This is a genomic window from Brevibacillus fluminis (assembly GCF_003710825.1).
GTDB lineage: Bacteria > Bacillota > Bacilli > Brevibacillales > Brevibacillaceae > Brevibacillus_D > Brevibacillus_D fluminis.
The window spans coordinates 740,933-759,148 of record NZ_RHHQ01000012.1 but is presented as its reverse complement, the minus strand read 5'-3'; the positions used below and the strand labels follow the sequence as shown (position 1 = coordinate 759,148).

Genomic DNA, 18,216 nt, shown 5'->3' with positions numbered 1-18,216 from the left:
CTAACTTTTTGGGGTCACTTCAGTGACAGGCGTTTGTTCTTTTTCGTACGTTTTCTTAGCTCATGGTTACTTTATACAAGAGCGCAAGACCTGCCAAAACAAAGGCAAAGCCCAGCAGAAAAAACGTATTGGCTCGCTGCTTCATTCGGCGCTCGTCGCTACCCAAATGAGCGCGGAGACGAGATTGCCATCGCTTCGTACGTGGCTGCCACATGACCAACAATCCGACAAGCAAAAGAAAAACGGGGAGTATCATCTCGTGTCATGCCCCAATCCCTTTTTCTTCTTGCGCAGCAGCCAGCGGCTTTCCGCCGTTTGCGGCTCGCCACCCTCCACGATCAACCGGGCTTCTTCCGCCAGACGGAGTGCATCGGCGAACTCCAATTGACGGAATGCTTGCTCCGCTTTGGTTAGCAGCTCGTTCACTTGGCGATTTTGACGGCGATAGCGGTTCGTATACTGGATCGCGCCTTCCGCTGACTGGCATGTGGAAATCGTACGCTCAGCCAAAAGCTCGGTTTCTGCCAGCAGTTCATTCGCATCGTTCAACAATACAGTTACTTCCTCAAGCGAATACTTATAGCGCTCCATCGTGACGGTAATTTGGCCCAAATTATGCACGGACTGTTCAAAATAATACTTGAGCTGGTCAGGAATCCCTGGCAAATAGCTTCGTTTCAGCTGCTGCCTAATGCGCAGCAGCACGCCGTTGATCCGCTCCAACTCGTCGAGCACGTCGTCTTCCGTCTGGATGACCAATTCCGCCTTCTGTGGAGCATACCCCGCTCCCATTTTCGGGATCACCAGCTCATATTCGTCTTCTTGCACCTGTTTACTTGCGGTTTCCTTACGTTCCGGTGCAGCTTTCTGCACGTGAATCGTTTGTTCAGGTTCCTGTTTGTATACGTGCTCTTGCGGTTTTATCCATTCCGGTTCTGGTTCTGGCTCTGGCTCGGCTGCCACGATCGGCTCCTGCGGTTCCGCTTGGTCAAACGGCTGCACGTCATGGGCGACCGTGCGACCCAGCAGCTCCTCGCGTGCGGCATCCAGCTCTTCCGTAATGGATGGCTGCACGATTTCTACCTCTTCCGCTTGCATTTCGACCGTGTTCGCAGCAGTACCTGTCGCCGCAGCTTCCTTTTTGCCGACAAGCGATTCTTCGATGCGCTCGTATGTTTTTTCCAACGAAATCGTAAAGACGCCCACTAGCTTTGTGGCTTTTTCGATATGTCCCTCTTCCAGTGCAGATTTCGCTTCCTTCAGCACCGTTTTCACTTGCAACAGGGCGGCGTCCAAGTCGCTCGCGCCCAAATCGAAGCCATCGGAAGAAGCGTTCACGATCCCTTCCTCCAACTGCTTCAAGTCCTCGACAAGCTCTTTCTCGATTTTGTGGACAAGAGCCGGTATGGTCTCTAATGTTTTGGCCAGCTCTTGCAGCTGTTGTTGTCCCATCTTCATCCGGATCTGCGCCGCTTCATCCCCAGCAGCTGCCGCCACTTCCGATTCGGTCCGCATATGCTCAACCTGATCCAGTTGGACTTTCAATTCATGGAATGACAGGCAGTAATCGAGCCGCAGGTTGGTCAGCTTGCGTTCTACGCTTTCAAACAGCTTGCCAATCGCCGGCATCTGCACCGCCTCGTCGGTCGTTGATGCAGCTTGCTGCATGGTCTTCGGCATTTTTCTCGTCTGCTGAGGCGTTTGCTGGGTGATCGTTTCAGCTGCACGCGTCTCTTCGCTCTGCCCTCGCTCCGCGACTGGTGCAACCCGCTCGGTATTGCCCGCAATCATACGGACCGCGTCTTGCTTCAACGCGCCCAATTCCGCCTCAATCGCTTCCAAAGTTTCCTGGCACTCGGCAATCAACCCGCGCGCCTTGGTAAAGCGGAAACGGTCACACGCTTCCTCCGCCTCCATGATCATCATCTCCGTATCGATGATGCGCACATGGAGCAAATGCTCCTTACGATTTGCCAGCTCCACCATCCACTCATCCTGTTTGCCAGCCGAGCGACGGAGCGGCTTGTCCACCTCAATTTGCTGAATTTTATCGACCAGCTCATCTTTCCAGTCTTCGGTGTCATCGAGCTGGATGAAGACTTGGCGGCGGCGTATGTAAGAGTAGATGAATGCGACGACAAGGGCGACGAACGCCAAGCCGACCGCGTACAGCCACAAAGGAATGTCAGACATGACGCTTTTGGTTTTGCTGGCGTCAGCGGCTTTGCTCGTCGCTTCTGCAGCCGCGGCAGCTGTCGTGGCTGACTCCCCTTGCGTTTTGATCCGGTCGTATTCATTGTTCACTTCAGTAATAAACGTCTTGATTCCGTCCAAATAATTTTTCTGATTGCGAAACGGCTCGTAGTAGGAAATGATCTTTTCATGCAGCATCTCCATTTTCGCGCCCTTGTCTTGCAAGGTTTCCCCGGGGTAGACGCCCAACTGCTGGGAGTTGTAGTCGAGCACGATCATCATCGTGTCATCGTCGAGGTTGTAGTTGTCATAGAGGAGCTTTGCATACTCATCCGCGCTTTTCGCTTCTGGCGCGGTGCTTTCCACGACAACCACTTTGTATTTGTCGGGGAACTGCTTCAGCGATTCTGCAAACGCTTCCCGCTCCTTCTTAACCAGATAGTTGTTTCCGTCCTGGACAACATCCTTCGTTTTATTCGGAAACGGCGCCGCCCATGCCGGCTGGGAAAAGCAAAGCAACCCTGCCAGACAAAGCAGCGCAACACTCTTTCGTCCTGTCATTTTCATTTACATCCCCTTTGGCAACCTACTTATGGAAAGATGCGGAAGGCAGCAAGAGTGAACGCATCAACTCGTTGGTGGACGCCACCAATCGCTCGCAAAATTCATCCGATAACGGTTCCAGATAATAGACTTCTCGCACAGATTGAAGATTTACATATGGATAAATCAGCAGGCTGGCCATGGACAGCAGCACGGAGTCGACAAACACGGTTTTCATCTCCCCGGTCGCCATCCCCTCCTCGATCAGCTTGGCGAAAGCGTGCTTGAAGCGATGGCTGTACAGCGTCATCACTTCCCGCGCCAGCATCGATTCGACACTGAGCTCACGCTGAATCAAGCGTGTCACTAAGGCATGGTCACGCTGATAATAGACGTACAAACGGATATTGGTTGTCAGCCGTTCGAAAGCAGAACGGTCCTGGTCTAATTTTTCCTGTTCGTCAAAACGTTGGAATAATCTCTCGAAATAGCCGGAGATCAACACTTCCAGTAGTCCCTGTTTCCCATGAAAATGGTAGGAAATCAAGGCAACATTTACGTTAGCTTCCTGGGCAATCTGTCTGACTGACGTACCCTTGTAGCCTTGTGCATCAAAAAGTTTGGCGGCGGCTGACATGATTTTCAGCCTGGTTTGATCGCCTGCTTTGTCGCGAATCGATTCGTCTCGCACCGGACCAAACGCCCCTTTTGTCACCGTATTCGTTTTCGAAAGAGTCAAGCTTCCATTACTTCAGGAGCATCTTAATTATTATAGTATAGTTTTTCTTCCAAAAAAAGCGTTGAGCTTGGTAGATGCGACATTTTTTCCCACTGCTTCGCCACCGTCCGACACGTTATGATAGATATATGAAAAAACAAAAACCGTGGTTGAAACTATTTGCTGTGACTCTTTCGATCCTGCTCTTGTTCACCGCGCGTCACCAAACGGACGCCGAGACGTACTCCGGCGTGCCGATCAGCCAAAACACGCAACCGGGACAAGTAGCGCCCGATCAACTTACCGTCATAACCTACAATATCCGGGGATGCCGCGATGATAACGGAATTGCGGATCCGATTGCCGTCGCCAACGAGTTGAAAAAGCTCGATGGTGATATCATCGCCCTTCAGGAGGTGGACAACGGGTTACCCCGCTCGCAATTCGTCAATCAGGCAAAAATGATCGCCGATCAAATGGGAATGTACTATGCCTATGTGCCAGCCGTTAACTTTTTGATCGGCACGTACGGGCATGCGGTCTTGTCCCGCTATCCGATTCTTTCTGCCAAGGCGGTCGCGCTGCCGTCCGGCAAAGAGCCGCGGACGATGCTCGATGCCGTTGTGCAGGTAGGCGGCCAAGCACTGCATGTGTATGAAACGCATTTGGGATTGTCGCAATCAGAACGCGCTTCGCAATTTTCCGTATTGAAGCGCACGGTTGAGGCTTCCAATGCGCGGCATGAACCGTTCGTGCTGCTCGGCGACTTCAACACACCGACCAATAACCGGCAGTACAAGTCGCTGCTCGCCGATGTGCAGGCTCCTTTCTTTCAGTTGAGCCAGCCGCTGGCTACACTCCGCTCTACTGCTCATCCCGAAATGATCGACCAAATCTTTCTTTCATCCGGGATACAGTTCCACGGCGGTTTCACCGGTGATACCAACCGTTCCGACCACTATCCGGTCGGCGCGATTTTATCTCTCCCTCAAACAAAGACGTGAAAAAGGAGCCGATCGTTACGGCTCCTTTTTTATAGAGTGCGATTACGGCGTTGGCGTTGTCGGGTTAGGTAGTTGATAGCCTCGTCCATAGTTGCGGAAATACGTTTCGATTTGGGAATTTTCGCGAACGCGCTGTCCATCTTTCGAGTAAGCGGAGCGGATCGACATCTGCATATGGGTCGGCAGCATATGTTTGACGTCATATGATATGGTGTAGACGGCATCCAAATCCATGTTTTTGATGATGTCATCGATGTTGCGGTGGTTCGCAGCAGATTGCACATGCGCTCCAGCAGGCAGCTTGTTCCATTGGCCGTCCGATAGCTTTAACGCCATTTTCAGCCGTGGCGGCCGCACAGACTTGACCTGCGCCGTGCCCAGCTGCTCCTTCATTTGTGTGGATAGCCATGCCTTGAGCTTGTTAGGATCAAGGTGGACACGCATGACCTTGATGTGGTCGTTTGGATTATTGTCGGGGCCGGGGACGACCCGCACTTTCATCTCGTCCATCTGCCGAAAGCCGAATTCCGGATTCCAGTTGTTGAATTCCTGCATGAACGCCGCATGATCCTTTCCAACCTTCACCCAGCTGTCATCCTGGTCGCGCTTTGCATAGAGCTGGTCGCTCTTCGACAATAGCGCCAGGTTTTCCGCCCGATTTTGCTCGGGGAAGGACAGCTTTACTTTCATCAGCATATCCGCGTCCTGTTTTTGACCGGAGAAGTTCACGAGATTGTTGTTCACGTCCGGATCGGAGACAAGCTTGGTTTGCCCGTGGAACTCATAGCTTTTTTCAGCCAAAAGCTGATCTCTCATCAGCGGGAAATCGTTTTCTGCGCTCTGCTTGGTTTGTTGCTGGGCACCACAACTGGCAAGCAGTGCCATCGTGACAAGCACTGTAATGGTGCAAAATGTCCGTTTCATCGCTATGCCCTCCTCTTCTTGGCTGTTAGGTTTTCCTGCCAAGAAGGGGCTTATGCGCAGTCGTATCCCCTCTGGTTGTTACAGGGAATAGTAATTCACACCGTTTCGCTTATGAATTTCCACCTGATGCAAAACGGCCAAGAGGTCAAGATGCCCAAGTGTTTCAGAGAGCGTCAGCGGCATTTCTTTATGAATCAGCATCGGGAACAGCAGCTCCGTCAATTGATACGCGGTCTTTTCCCCATCGCGCAAATGCTGGCGCAAGACTCCCGTCCGCTCCCAGTTGCGATTCAAGCGTCCCAAAATCAGTTCACGATGATTGGTTACGACCTCGCCGTGACCAGGCAGTACCTTCTCGATATCCATGTCTGCGCACATTTCCAGCGCGGTCCGATATTGGACAAGCGTCAATGGCCGCGTCAGCGTTTTGTCGCGCGGCGGCTCGGTAAACGCGTTGGACGAAATGTGTTTGATGATATGGTCGCCGCCGATGAAGACACGATCCCGTTCCCGATACAGGGAAAGATGGCTCTGTGAATGTCCCGGCGTGTAGAGAACCTGCCATTCTGCAAGACCCGGCACGCGCTGCTCATGTTTAAGTGCGATATCGATTTTGCTCGGTGTGGAAAACGTCGTGATCATCTTGTGAAATCGTTGGATCAGCGACAACTTTTCTTCCGGCACACCGCTCTCCTGATAAATTTGCAGAAAAAACTGATCGTGGAATTCCATGAACGCCTTCTCGTGCTCCACGTACGGCCTTGCCAGCGGATGCGCGAGCGTAACTGCACCCGATACCTCGCGAACGCGCTCCAAGAGCCCGCAATGGTCTACGTGATGATGCGTCAAAACGACCTGCTCCACATCTTCTAGCCGGTAGCCGTTTTGCTCCATTCCGCCAACCAACGCGCTCCACGCTTCCTCCGTCAGCGGACCTACATCGACCAGTGTCAATGTCTCGCCAGCGACGAGATAAAGATTGACCTCGCCTACAGCAAACGGTGTCGGAATGGGAAGCTGATAAATGCCCTCTGCAATCATTGCTGTCTTCACGTTTCTCTCCTCCAAGCCATCGTCATTCTTTTTGTATGCCTGACCAAAAAGCGGGATCATGCCCGTGATCGTTCCATTGTAACATTTTTTGTCAGATAAACGCGCCCTACACGGCGAAGGAAAAGGAGGCACACGTTTCGCATGCCTCCTTTACTCACCCGGCCCATCGCCGGAGTCTGTTTCGATTAATACGCTGTGCGCACCTGATTGCGTCCTTGGCGTTTGGCTTCATACAGCGCTACGTCCGCCGTATGGAACATGCTTTCCACCGACATGTTGCGGTCCCCTTCACGATTCCATGTCGCCAAACCGCATGAGATCGTGACTCGCGGATTGGTTTCCTGCTCCACACTAGCGCGGATTCGTTCCGCCACCGAGAAGGCTGTCGCCTCTTCTACGTGGGGGAGATAGACCGCAAGCTCCTCACCACCCCAGCGAGCGGCGACATCCGAGTCGCGGATATTGCTTTTGATCAGATTGGCGACTTGAATCAGCACCTCATCGCCCACCTGATGGCCGTACGTATCGTTGACGCTCTTAAAATAATCTACGTCCATCAGGATCAGCGAGCCAGCGCTATCGGTGCTAAGCGACCCTTGCACCTGATCGCCCAAATAGCGCCGAGTCGAAAGTCCTGTCAAATTGTCCGTGATGACCATACGCTCTACCTCGCTGTGCAGCATCGCATTGGTGATCGCCAGACTGGTATGCTGCCCAAAAATCTCTAGCAGCTTGAAGTCGTCAAAGCTGAAAAAGTGGTGGCGCGAATCGCACACAAGCAATACGCCGGACACTTCCGATTCCTGCAAAAGCGGCACTGCCATCAGCGAAGCGAACGGAACCAGCGAAAATGGCATCGTCTCCGTACTTGGATTTGCCAAAATGACAGCCTGCTTGCTCCGAATGGTATCGTGCAGAGGCTGCTGCAGCGCCGAGATCCGCTCGCCCGCATGCGCTGGATTGGAGGCCGATAGTACGATAAGTTGGTCTTCGTCCAAGTCTTTTTGCAAAATCGCGCAGTACTCCGCCTCAAAGGTGGTTAGCAGCATCGTTGTAACGAATTGCAAAATCTCATCCAGGTTCAAGCTGCGGTTGAGCTGCTGGGCCATCTCGTTGATCAGCCGCAGCTCCCGGATCAAATTGCGCGATTGCTGGTACAGCTGCGCGTTCTCAAATGCGGTACCCGCCGTCTCTGCCAATATGGAGATGTAGTCCGTCTCATAATTGTCGATATTGACGAGTTCCTTCGCCGACAGCTGCAGCACCCCGTACATTCCCTGCTTCCCGAGCAGCGGAGCCGCGATCACCGTTACCTGCTGCCCGTCCTCTTCCAATTGGTTGCTAATGAGTTTGCCTTCCATATAGGCTTGGCTGCTCGTCACATTTTCGCCTGGAGAAAACGTCAGCTGCTTGACCGGCAATGTGGTGTTCGTCTCTACCGTTAAATAAAGGTCGGCTTGAAAGTAGGGATACAGACTGTGCAAGCTCTGGATGATTTCGGTCAGCACTTCATCCACATCGATCGTCGCCTGAATTTTCTTGGTGATTTGGTACAGCATCTCTTTTTTCTGCACGTCCCGCCGCGTGTTGTCGGCAATTATCGTGCGCAATAAGGTATAGCTGATCTTTTCGCCAATCTGTTGTAGAAACGCTACGTCCCGATCATCATAAGACAATTCCGTTTCGTCGGCAGGCAGATGCAGGAACAGAGCTGTCAGAGGCTTGCCTTCACTTTGAATGGGGAAAATGATCAAACGCCGATCTTCCGAGGTCATCGGCTTGATCGGTTCATGTATGTACAGGGGAAGGATTTGGGCCAGCTGCGTGTCGCTTTTGGTGCCGATCTCCTCGGTCGTGTATCGCTCCTGTGGCAGTAGGTACCCTTTCTCATCGAGCTTGACAGCCGAACAAACCCCTTTGTCAATCACAGACACGATCTCCTGGATCAGACTTTGGACCAGCTCGGCATAATGGTCATACCGGTTGATATTCATCACGATGTCGCTCGTCGTATGCTGGATGTAGGCGTCATACCCCATATAGACCAATGGCTCAAGGCCGCGCATGTAGGACATAAGATCAAAAGCAAGCTCCTCCTCGGGCAAAGCGAGACCGATGATCGCGCGGATTCTGCCGTCGCTTTCTTTTAGCGGAAGCGCAACTATAGCGCAGTCCTGCTCTCCCGAAAAATCCGAAGCGGTGCAGGAAACGATCTGTCCAGAGTCGATGGCACGCATGACGACAGATTCTGGTGTTTGTGCCAGTGACTCGCCTGCATGCCAATGAAACGCGCCCGGTATCCAGGTTTGGCCGACCTGCATGGAGAACATGTGAAGCAAACAGCCTTTAGCATCAGTCAAGAAGAGGATACCAGGGCGGTTTTCTGGCCATGTATACAAGAGAAAGTGGGTCATATATGAAAAAACGGTTTCCAATTTGCCCAGCATTTGTTTGTGCACCAAAAAATCCCTCTCTCCTTCTCTATTAATTTATAAATGTGGCGTACTATTTACTCCGATCGTTTCCCATGTATATGAAGTCGGGTCATAGACCAATTTGGTGATGCCGGTATTATCCAACCTGGTGATGCCCGTCCCCATCATTCCGTTGGAGATGCGATATAAAAAGGAGTTGATATACCCACCATGCGAAACGACGGCAATCGTCTCATCCTTATGGTTTTGCACCAACTCGGACAAGCAAGAAAAGGCGCGATCTTGGATCGCGTCCACGGATTCGATGCCCAAAAGCGATTCATCGTCACCTGCCTGCTGCATCCGTTCCCTTACTTCTTCGTAGGAGAGTCCTTCCAATTCTCCGTAGCTACGTTCGCGCAGACGAACAAGCGCCTCTAGCGGGCTCCCTGTCGCTTGCGACAGCCGGAAAGCCGTATCATAGGCGCGCTTGAGATCACTCGAATAAATTTTGTTAAAGCGGTCGCGGGCCAGAAATTCCGCCAGTTTGTCGGCTTGTTCAAGGCCAATCGCGTTCAATTGCACATCGCTATGCCCTTGAATCCGCCGCTCTTTATTCCAGTCGGTTTCTCCGTGGCGAATCAAGTATAGGATGGTACCCATTTCTATTAAAGCCCCCTCGAATTGACTCGATTGCTTCTATTATAGTGGATATTTACACAACACGCCACAATCTTTGTAAAACACTGTCAGTTACCAATCATCAGATTTATCCCTATCCTTGAAACGAATGCCAGACACACATCGTCAAATGGTTCAGTAGAAGAAGTTTCCACAAGATCCTAAGGAGGATAACCGATGAACCCCATGATGAAACGTTCTTTATTCCTGCTTTTGACCGCTTCCCTGCTCACACCAGCAAGCGCGCTCGCAGCTCAACCAGCGACGAGCACTTCGTCAGTCAAAGCGATTGCGACCTCTGAAGTCGCGGCTCAAGCAGCCAACGCTAAATTATCGAAGGATGCCGCCTACCAAAAAGCGCTTGTCTTTGCGAAGCTTCCAGACGGTATGAAGCTGGATAATACGTATTTTCGTTCAGGCGATGCTTGGCGCTCCTTCCCCGAATGGACTTTTTCCTGGAGCAAAAAGAAAGGCGAAGATGACGGTTCTTTGTACATCACTGTATCGGTCGACGCGAATACAGGCGGTCTGACCACCTACTCTCGCAGTACGGATCGGGACAGCGTCAACACAACGAAAATAAGCCGGGAGGCCGCACAGAAAAAAGCGGATCAGTTCCTCAAGCAAGCGAACGCACAAAAAGCAGAGCTCGTGAAACTGTATGAACGCGATCAAGCCGCGCAGAAGCCGCCGCTTGGCGTCACCGTCTTCCACAATTTCCATTATGTCCGCTATGTGGATGGCATCCCGTTCCCGGATAACGGTGTGGATATCACCGTGGACGGCAACGGCATGATTACCAGCTACAGCCTCAACTGGTCCGATTCCGTCAATTTCGCGAAATCAGGCAATTTGATCGATGAAAAAGCGGCATTGGAGGCATTCAAGCAAGGTACAAAAGCGAAAATGGCATACTTGCTACCGTGGGAGAATCAAAACCAAGACAATCAGAAGCCTGTCCTTGTCTACCGCAATCCGTTCCTCAACTATTTGGATGCTAAATCAGGTAAGCTGGTCAACTCCTCGTTGGAAGAATGGAAAGATACAGAGCCGGAAGCCGTGAGTGAAAGCAAACTGCCCGCCCTCCATTCCGGCAGCCAGATGACACAAGACGAGGCATATGCGTTCGCGCAAAAGATTTTGCCGCTCTCTGGGTACCAGCTGCGTAACGCCAGCTACAATGAATCCAGCTATCGCGGCAACCGTCCAGTCTGGAACCTGCAGCTGGAGAAAAAAGACAAGAACGCCGATGCGCGCCAAGCGTACTGCGAAATTGATGCGATCTCCGGAGATGTACTTTCGTTTAGCAACGATGTGCATCACATGCTTTCGGAAAAAGCCGACACCGTTTCGAAAAGCAAAACTGCCAGCCTGAAAAAAGCGGCGCTGGACACCTTGCGGAAATGGTCGCCGACCTATGCCTCCGATCTCTACTATGTAAATGAGAACAGTGGTGATAACGCCAAAAATCCGGGCGGCTCCAACTCTTCCTATTATCAGTTCCAGCGCTTTGTCAACGGCGTCCAGGCAGCTTCAGGCGGAGCCAGCGTAACGATCGACAACGAAACGGGTGAAGTCACTTCCTATTATGTAAACGTCGGGTCGGAAACGTATCCGAAAGCATTGCCGGATCATATCTCTGCCGACCAGGCCGCCGATGCGTGGTTGAAAGAGGCTGAGCCGGAACTTGTTTACATCAGCGAACCTATCGCGCCAGAAGATCAGAAAAAAGCGGACGGTGCGGTACCGCGCAACGCGAAGCTGGTGTATCGTATGAGCGTCACGCCTGCGGACGCTTCGTACGTCCTCGATGCGGCTAGCGGCGGCTGGATTGCCGAATCCACAGGCAAACCGTATACGCTCCATCGCGAAACGCCTACCGACATTGCGGGCAACCCTGCGGAAGACGCCCTGCTGCTGATGTACCAATACGATGCGATCTCGATCAAGGACGGCAAGCTGATGCCGGAGCTACCGATTTCGCGCGGCGAAATGATCGACATGCTGATCATTACGCTCAACCAAGGGAAAATTTCGCCATTGGCTTATGAATCCCGCGCTGCATCGTATGCCGATGTCGCCAAGTCGTCCAAATACTTCGCATCTGTTGAAAATGCCGTCGACCGTGGACTGCTTGACAAGAGCGCCAAAAATTTGAACCCTGACCAAAAAATCACGCGTGCGGAATTGGCAGACATGCTCGTCCGCGCACTGGGCTACCGCACTCTGGCTAGCCACAACGATATGTTTACAACTAAGATGACCGACATCGCCAACAACAAGCTGCGCGGCCCGATCATCATCATCAATTCGCTTGGGATCATGCCTGCCGAACAAAACCTGTTCCAGCCGGATGAAGAAGTGTCCCGTGCGGATGCAGCGCTCGCCTTCTCCCGTTTCCTGGAAAAACGAGCGGAATTGGTAGAAAAACAAAACCTGAATCGCTATTAATGCATCAATTCTCCTTGACACAGCCTATGCCGCCAATATACTATAAAGTGTATGTGTTATAGGGTAGCAATGATTGTAGGTAAAAACGAAAGGTGATCCTCTTTGTTTTGTCCCTTACAGACAGCGGCTGAAGCTCTGTGAGGAGCACGATGCGGAAATGCTACCGTCCGATGGTCGTGTAGATAAAGACGAGACAAGCCTTGCGGAAGTAAACACCTACGAATCCAATTTAAAGGAGAATGAATACATGTCACGTTACACAGGCCCTGCTCACAAACTGGCCCGCCGTCTGGGTATTTCCCTCGATGGTACAGGCAAAGACATTAAACGCGCTTTCCCACCGGGACAACATGGTCACAACAACCGTCGCAAAATGAGCGAATACGGTATCCAATTGCAAGAAAAACAAAAACTGCGCCATATGTTTGGTGTAAACGAAAAACAATTCCGCCGCACTTTCGATCAGTCCGCTAAAATGGCTGGCGTACACGGCGAAAACTTCATGAAATTGCTGGAATCCCGTTTGGATAACGTGGTATACCGTATGGGCTTTGCTTCTACTCGTCGCCAATCCCGCCAATTGGTAAACCATGGTCACTTCTTGGTAAACGGTAAAAAGGTTAACATTCCTTCCTACCGCGTACAACCAGGTGACGTAATCACCCTGCGTGAAAAATCCCGCAGCCTGCAAGTTGTGAAGGAAGCAATCGAATCCCGCAACTTCTTGCCAAACTACATCACGTTCAACGACGGCGCGCTGGAAGGTACTTTCACTCGCTTGCCAGACCGTGAAGAAATGCCTGCAGAAATCAACGAGAAACTGATCGTTGAGTACTACAGCCGTTAATAACGACAAAGGGTTGGAGCCATCTGGTTCCAACCTCTTTTTTTTGCCTCATCATCTCGACATCTTACGCTCCCTGCCTTGAAGCCCGATGCGCCATGGGCACTAGGCTAAAAATGCAATTGCTTCTATCTCCACCTGCGCATCGCGCGGCAGCCGCGCAACCTCGACGGTGGAACGAGCGGGTAGCGATCGGCCGAACCGTTCTTCATAAATCCGGTTAACGAGCGGGAACTGATTCATGTCTTTCAAGAAAACGGTCGTCTTCACCACTTCGTCAACTGTCGCCCCTGCTGCAGCTAAAATCTCCATGATATTTGTGAGAACTTGATGGGTTTGCTCCTCAATGCCGCCCGGCACCAATTCCATCGTTTGCGGATCGAGCGGCGTCTGACCCGAGACGAACAGGTATTGTCCTGCGATGATCCCTTGTGAGTATGGTCCGATCGGTGCAGGTGCCAATTTTGTCGTGACAGATGTAATCAACTTCTTCCACTCCTTACGTTTTGTGTATTTTCTCTAAATATTCTTTATATATATCACATTCCGCAAACACTTCGAAGTCGGTTGACGAAAATAATAAGAAACATTATACTTTGCAAAGTATTTTATATAGAGTTGTTTTTAGAGAGGAGTATTCCCGCTATGACTTCCCAACAGACGAAGCTCGTCTTTTCCCTCTGCTTTGCCGTCCTTTTCGCCGTCATGAGCGGAACCATGTTCAACGTCGCATTGCCGCAAATCGCGAAAGATTACAGCTTGCTGCCGACAGAGGTCAGCTGGGTTGTTGTCGGCTATGGCGTCATTTTCGCGATTGGCTCGGTTACATACGGCAAGCTCGCCGACTTGTTCCCTGTTCGCCGCTTGATCGTGGTCGGGCTCAGCATTTTTTGCCTCGGATCGGTCTGCGGCTTTTTCGCTAGCCATTACGGCTTTGTGATTGCAGCCAGACTCATTCAAGCCAGCGGCGCCGCTGCTGTTCCGGCATTATCCATGATCGTCGCCACCAAATATTTTCCGTCTGAAAAGCGCGGGCATGTGCTCGGTTACGTCTCGTCGACGGTCGCGCTGGGCATGGGGGTCGGCCCGATCTTGAGCGGTCTCGTCACCCAGTTTCTCGGCTGGAGCTACCTGTTTCTCGTTCCGGTCATCAGTATTTTAGCCCTGCCTCTCTTGCAGAAAACGTTGCCGTCGGAGAAACCGACCAGCGGCGGAAGCTTTGATGCGCTCGGTGCCGTGCTGCTCGCTTCAGGAATCGCTTCCCTCCTGCTCGGTCTCAACGTCAGCGGATGGTTTTTCCTGTCGGGCGTCATCATATTGGCATTGTTTGTTTTGCAGATTCGTCGCAGCCCGTCCCCTTTTGTCCAGGTTCGGCTGCTTGCGAACAAACCGTATCGCCTGCTCTTATTCATCGGGATGCTGCTTTATTTTTGCCTCAGCTCCTCACTGTTTTTGCTGCCGCTTCTCCTGAAGGATGCGAACGGGCTGCAAGCTGGCTCGATCGGGCTAGTACTATTCCCAGGGGCGATTCTTACCGCCATCCTCGGCTCCCATTTCGGCAAGCTGTCTGACCGCTTTGGCAGTCCCGCGATCATGCGGGGAGCCGTCTTGGTGATGAGCCTTGCGTTTGCGGTTCTGTCGACCATCATCGGTTTTTCGCCCGTATGGATCGGTGTCTTCATCGCACTCATCAACTTGAGCTTTTCCGCAATCCAGTCGTCGCTCGGCAGCTATGTCTCCCGCCCGCTTGACCGTTCGGAAATGGGCGTCGGCATGGGGCTCTTCAATTTGAGTACGTTTTTGGGCAACGCGATCGGGCCTGCTTTGGCCAGCCGGTTTCTGGAAATGGAAACAGCCCAGTGGAACGTGCTCACTACGTCCCCGTTCCACTCCTTTTCCAACGCTTTTCTCCTTCTGGTCGTCGTGGCGCTCAGCTCCTTACTAGTGCTTGCGATCGTCCAGCTTCATATGCGAGGTGGCAAGAAAGCCTCACACCAGCAGAAAGAAACGCTCCCGACGTAATGTCAGGAGCGTTTTTGTTTTGGGAAAAATTGCATTACTTTTCAGTCTATCATAACCGATTTTTTCTATCAATGCTGCTCCCTTTTAACTATGCCTGATTTTTCTACTTATGGTATAATGGGGTCGATTCTTGTAGGAGGTTGTTCGCATATGCCAAACACGAATTCGCCTGCCTCATCGGATACTCCCGGTAAAAAGAGGCGGCGCAGAAGCAAAAAGGCGACTTTTTTCTTGATCCTTCAGCTTCTGCTACTTTTCGGATTCATGTCCGTATTGCTTGCGGGCGGTGTCGTGACAGGCTATGTCGCCGCGCTGGTAAAAGATGAGCCGGTTCGCAGTTACGACGAGATTCACACTAAGATTTTCAGCAATGACTTGACGGGTTTCGCTTACTACAACGACGGGACGCTGATCGGCCAACTGCGCACCCCCGATGAAGACCGGCGCTTAGTCAAGAAGTCTGAAGTGTCACCTTATTTGATCAATGCAATCATCGCAACGGAAGATAAAACCTTTTATGAACATCATGGCGTGTCACTACAATCTACGCTGCGCGGTGCCTATCAGGAGTTCACCAATCAGCCGGTCGTCACCGGAGGAAGTACGTTGACGCAGCAGCTGATCAAGAACACGATCCTGAACGCAGATGTCAACCACAAGCGTAAGGCCAAAGAGATTTTCAGCGCGCTGCGGATTGAACGGATGTTTTCCAAGGATCAGATTCTGGAAGCGTACATGAACGAGATTTATTTCGGTCACAGCGCCAACCGCACCAACATTTACGGGGTGCAGGCGGCGGCGAAAGGGATTTTCAACAAGGATGTAAAAGATTTGGATCTTACCCAGGCCTCCTATCTGGCCGGGATGATTCAAAACCCCGGATCGTATTCCCCGTTTTCGACGGAAGGATACAAACGCGGAAAAGAACGGCAAAAAATGGTTCTCGACCGCATGATGGAAAACGGATACATCACGAAATCCCAGTATGACGAAGCGTCGGGAGCGAACCTGCAAGCGATCTTGGCCAAGCCGGAGCGCAAGGCTTACTCCGAATTCCCTTACCTGATGATGGATATCGAGCAGCGCGCTGCAAAAGCTTTGCTAGATGCCCAGCTCGCATCGGAAGGAAAAGACAAGGATGAAATCGGCAAGACGGAGTACCGGCGGATGCTCGATTTGAAAAGCCGTGAAGTTTTGCGCAGCGGTTACAAGATTTATACTACGGTCGACAAAGATTTGAACAAAATGATGCAGGACTTCGCGTCCGATCCGAAAAACTTTGCCAAAAACGCCACCTACACCAATGCCAACGGAAAACGGATCGAAAACGCGCTGGAAGAAGTCGGTTCGATGTTGATCCAGAATAAAACGGGGGCCATCCTCGGCATGATGGGCGGACGGGATTTCAGCGTGGAACAGACAAACCATACGACCGCTCCGCGCCAGCCTGGTTCCGCGATGAAGCCGCTAGCTGCCTATGGACCTGCTTTTGAACTCGGCTACCTGCAGCCTGGATCTCCGATCGACGACTCCCCGCTCGCACTGCCGGACGGGCAAAAGGGCGTCCATCTGCCGCAAAACTGGGATTTTAAATACCACGGGATGATCAGCGCGAGAGAAGCGCTGCGGCAATCGTGGAACGTGCCTGCCATTCGTGCCTATATGAAGGTTGGCATTCCGACCGCGCTCGATTTTGTGAAGAAAATGGGCGTGACCACGTTGGTGGAGGACGATGATCATGCAACGACCGGCGTTATCGGCGGGCTTACGTACGGGCTGACGGTTGAGGAGATTACCAATGCCTACGCAACGTTTGCCAATCACGGCTCCTTCATCGATGCCTACATGATCGACCGGATCGAGGATAGCTCCGGCAATGTGATCTTCAAGCACGAAATCAAGCCGGAACCGGTCTTCAGCGAGGAAACCGCGTACTTGATGACCGACATGATGCGGACTGTCGTCGATTCCGGTACAGGTGCTGGCGTGCGTAAATACATTACCCGCGGCATCGACATCGCGGGCAAGACCGGTACCACCAACAGCGACAATGACGCTTGGTTCGTTGCCTATACGCCAGAGGTCACACTAGGTGTCTGGACAGGCTATGACGAGCCCCATCGCGTCCCCAACTCCAGACGCCCGATCGAGATTTGGGGAAAAGTCATGCAGAACGTCATGAAGACGAAACCCGATCTATCGGGTAAAAATGAAAAGTTTCAAAAGCCGCGGAATGTCATCACAGCGACGATCGACAGCAAATCGGGTCTGCTGCCAAGCGAGCTTTCCAAAGAAGCCAAGCACACGATCACCGATTTGTTCAACCGCCAGTTCGTGCCGACGAAAGTGGATGACACGCATCAGAAAGCACGCGTCGTCACCATCGACGAGACGCGCTACTTGGCGAAAGACGGCACGCCTGATGAATTCGTGGAGGAAGGCATTTTCTTCAAACCACCGGATACGCAGCAACTGTCCGCCGCTCAAATCTCCGCACTGAACAAGAAGGCGGGAACGAAGGCGGCTGACTGGGCGGAGCGGATGCCTACCGAAACCGACCCGCGGACCGAGACGCCAGGCGCTCCTGTTGCTCCCGGCAAAGTCACGGCGGGCAAAGGCGAGAAAGGAATTCACATTTCCTGGCAGCCGGGCAACGAAACAGATTTGCTTGGCTATCGGCTGTACCGCGCCAGCGCTGACCATGGCTTTGAAAAACTCGCCGTCATCAAAGACCCGAAAGCAGGCGGCTACGATGACGCGACGGCAAAAGCCTCGGGTACGTATGGCTACTACCTCACCTCCGTTGACATCACCGGAGCGGAATCGTCACCATCGCCGATCGCCTCACTCGGAACGAGCACGGTCTGGGAATATCCGATTCCAGGTGATACGACGCCAAACAGCGGTACAGATACGAACAATCAGCCTGGTACGAATGGCCATGGCACACAGCCGGGTGTCGATCCGAATCAGCCTGGCACACCGACTGAACCGACGGATACAAACACAAACACCAATGCCAACGGGCTGCCGTCCACGCCGAAGAGCCTGTCGATCAAGAAAACAGGCACCGGCTATGCGCTGAAATGGAAGGCGAATTCCGGCTCGGAGCAAGTGATCGCCTACAACATTTATTACAGCTTGGACCCGGCCAATGGCTTCCAGCTGCTCGATACGGCGGTAGGTACCACCTACGTGCACAGCACGCCGGAGAAAAACGGATGGTATTATGTCAGCGCGGTCAACAGCAACGGAGAGTCGCCGCAATCGGCGAGCGTCAATGCCGCGCAGGCCGAGTAAACCTCCTCTGGCATGTACAAGCTAAAACGGAGACAAGCAGACGCCTGTCTCCGTTTTTTTCTGTTCGAA

13 protein-coding genes are annotated in these 18,216 nt (G+C 52.3%); 5 read left to right on the top strand and 8 right to left on the bottom strand.

What is annotated here, in order from left to right:
* Positions 1 to 55: 55 nt before the first annotated feature.
* The 3 genes from EDM56_RS17620 to refZ are packed head-to-tail and all read right to left on the bottom strand — an operon-like array spanning position 56 to position 3,475.
* Positions 56 to 256: a hypothetical protein gene (locus tag EDM56_RS17620; RefSeq protein ID WP_122919164.1), complete on the bottom strand. Its 201-nt coding sequence runs from the start codon at positions 254 to 256 to the stop codon at positions 56 to 58.
* Positions 253 to 2,760 (bottom strand): septation ring formation regulator EzrA, encoded by a 2,508-nt coding sequence (locus EDM56_RS17615; RefSeq protein WP_246009423.1) that lies wholly within the window; start codon positions 2,758 to 2,760, stop codon positions 253 to 255. The genes EDM56_RS17620 and EDM56_RS17615 overlap by 4 nt, the downstream gene beginning before the upstream one ends.
* Before the next feature lie 19 nt (positions 2,761 to 2,779).
* Complete coding sequence (gene refZ / locus EDM56_RS17610) at positions 2,780 to 3,475, bottom strand: forespore capture DNA-binding protein RefZ (RefSeq protein WP_342772400.1); 696 nt, start codon at positions 3,473 to 3,475, stop codon at positions 2,780 to 2,782.
* 128 nt (positions 3,476 to 3,603) lie between these two features.
* On the opposite strand from refZ, the gene EDM56_RS17605 reads away from it, so the two are divergent.
* Complete coding sequence (locus EDM56_RS17605) at positions 3,604 to 4,458, top strand: endonuclease/exonuclease/phosphatase family protein (protein ID WP_183192494.1); 855 nt, start codon at positions 3,604 to 3,606, stop codon at positions 4,456 to 4,458.
* Positions 4,459 to 4,500: 42 nt separating this feature from the next.
* On the opposite strand, the gene EDM56_RS17600 is transcribed toward EDM56_RS17605, so the two are convergent.
* The 4 genes from EDM56_RS17600 to EDM56_RS17585 all read right to left on the bottom strand — a co-directional run bounded on the left by EDM56_RS17600 (position 4,501) and on the right by EDM56_RS17585 (position 9,512).
* Positions 4,501 to 5,382, bottom strand: coding sequence for a hypothetical protein (locus EDM56_RS17600; protein ID WP_122919162.1), 882 nt, complete (start codon positions 5,380 to 5,382; stop codon positions 4,501 to 4,503).
* 78 nt (positions 5,383 to 5,460) lie between these two features.
* Positions 5,461 to 6,423, bottom strand: a complete 963-nt coding sequence (locus EDM56_RS17595) for an MBL fold metallo-hydrolase (protein ID WP_122919233.1) — start codon at positions 6,421 to 6,423, stop codon at positions 5,461 to 5,463.
* A 197-nt stretch (positions 6,424 to 6,620) separates the two neighbouring features.
* The gene (locus EDM56_RS17590) at positions 6,621 to 8,894 is read right to left on the bottom strand and encodes a sensor domain-containing diguanylate cyclase (RefSeq protein ID WP_246009433.1); all 2,274 of its coding nucleotides are present in this window, start codon (positions 8,892 to 8,894) and stop codon (positions 6,621 to 6,623) included.
* A gap of 30 nt (positions 8,895 to 8,924) precedes the next feature.
* A complete protein-coding gene (locus tag EDM56_RS17585; RefSeq protein WP_122919161.1) occupies positions 8,925 to 9,512 on the bottom strand; it encodes a histidine phosphatase family protein in 588 nt (195 codons plus the stop codon).
* Between the two features lie 195 nt (positions 9,513 to 9,707).
* On the opposite strand from EDM56_RS17585, the gene EDM56_RS17580 reads away from it, so the two are divergent.
* Both EDM56_RS17580 and rpsD read left to right on the top strand, forming a co-directional pair.
* Positions 9,708 to 11,981, top strand: a complete 2,274-nt coding sequence (locus EDM56_RS17580) for a YcdB/YcdC domain-containing protein (RefSeq protein ID WP_122919160.1) — start codon at positions 9,708 to 9,710, stop codon at positions 11,979 to 11,981.
* Positions 11,982 to 12,228: 247 nt separating this feature from the next.
* Positions 12,229 to 12,828, top strand: a complete 600-nt coding sequence (rpsD, locus tag EDM56_RS17575; RefSeq protein WP_122919159.1) for a 30S ribosomal protein S4 — start codon at positions 12,229 to 12,231, stop codon at positions 12,826 to 12,828.
* Positions 12,829 to 12,930: 102 nt separating this feature from the next.
* Here rpsD and EDM56_RS17570 read toward each other — a convergent pair whose 3' ends face one another.
* Complete coding sequence (locus EDM56_RS17570) at positions 12,931 to 13,308, bottom strand: RidA family protein (RefSeq protein ID WP_281274964.1); 378 nt, start codon at positions 13,306 to 13,308, stop codon at positions 12,931 to 12,933.
* Positions 13,309 to 13,470: 162 nt separating this feature from the next.
* On the opposite strand from EDM56_RS17570, the gene EDM56_RS17565 reads away from it, so the two are divergent.
* Both EDM56_RS17565 and EDM56_RS17560 read left to right on the top strand, forming a co-directional pair.
* Positions 13,471 to 14,847 carry an MFS transporter gene (locus EDM56_RS17565; protein WP_122919157.1) on the top strand — a complete coding sequence of 459 codons (1,377 nt, stop codon included), beginning with the start codon at positions 13,471 to 13,473 and terminating at the stop codon, positions 14,845 to 14,847.
* A gap of 150 nt (positions 14,848 to 14,997) precedes the next feature.
* Entirely contained in the window at positions 14,998 to 18,147 is a 3,150-nt protein-coding gene (locus EDM56_RS17560) for a penicillin-binding protein 1A (protein WP_122919156.1), read from the top strand.
* Positions 18,148 to 18,216 lie beyond the last annotated feature (69 nt).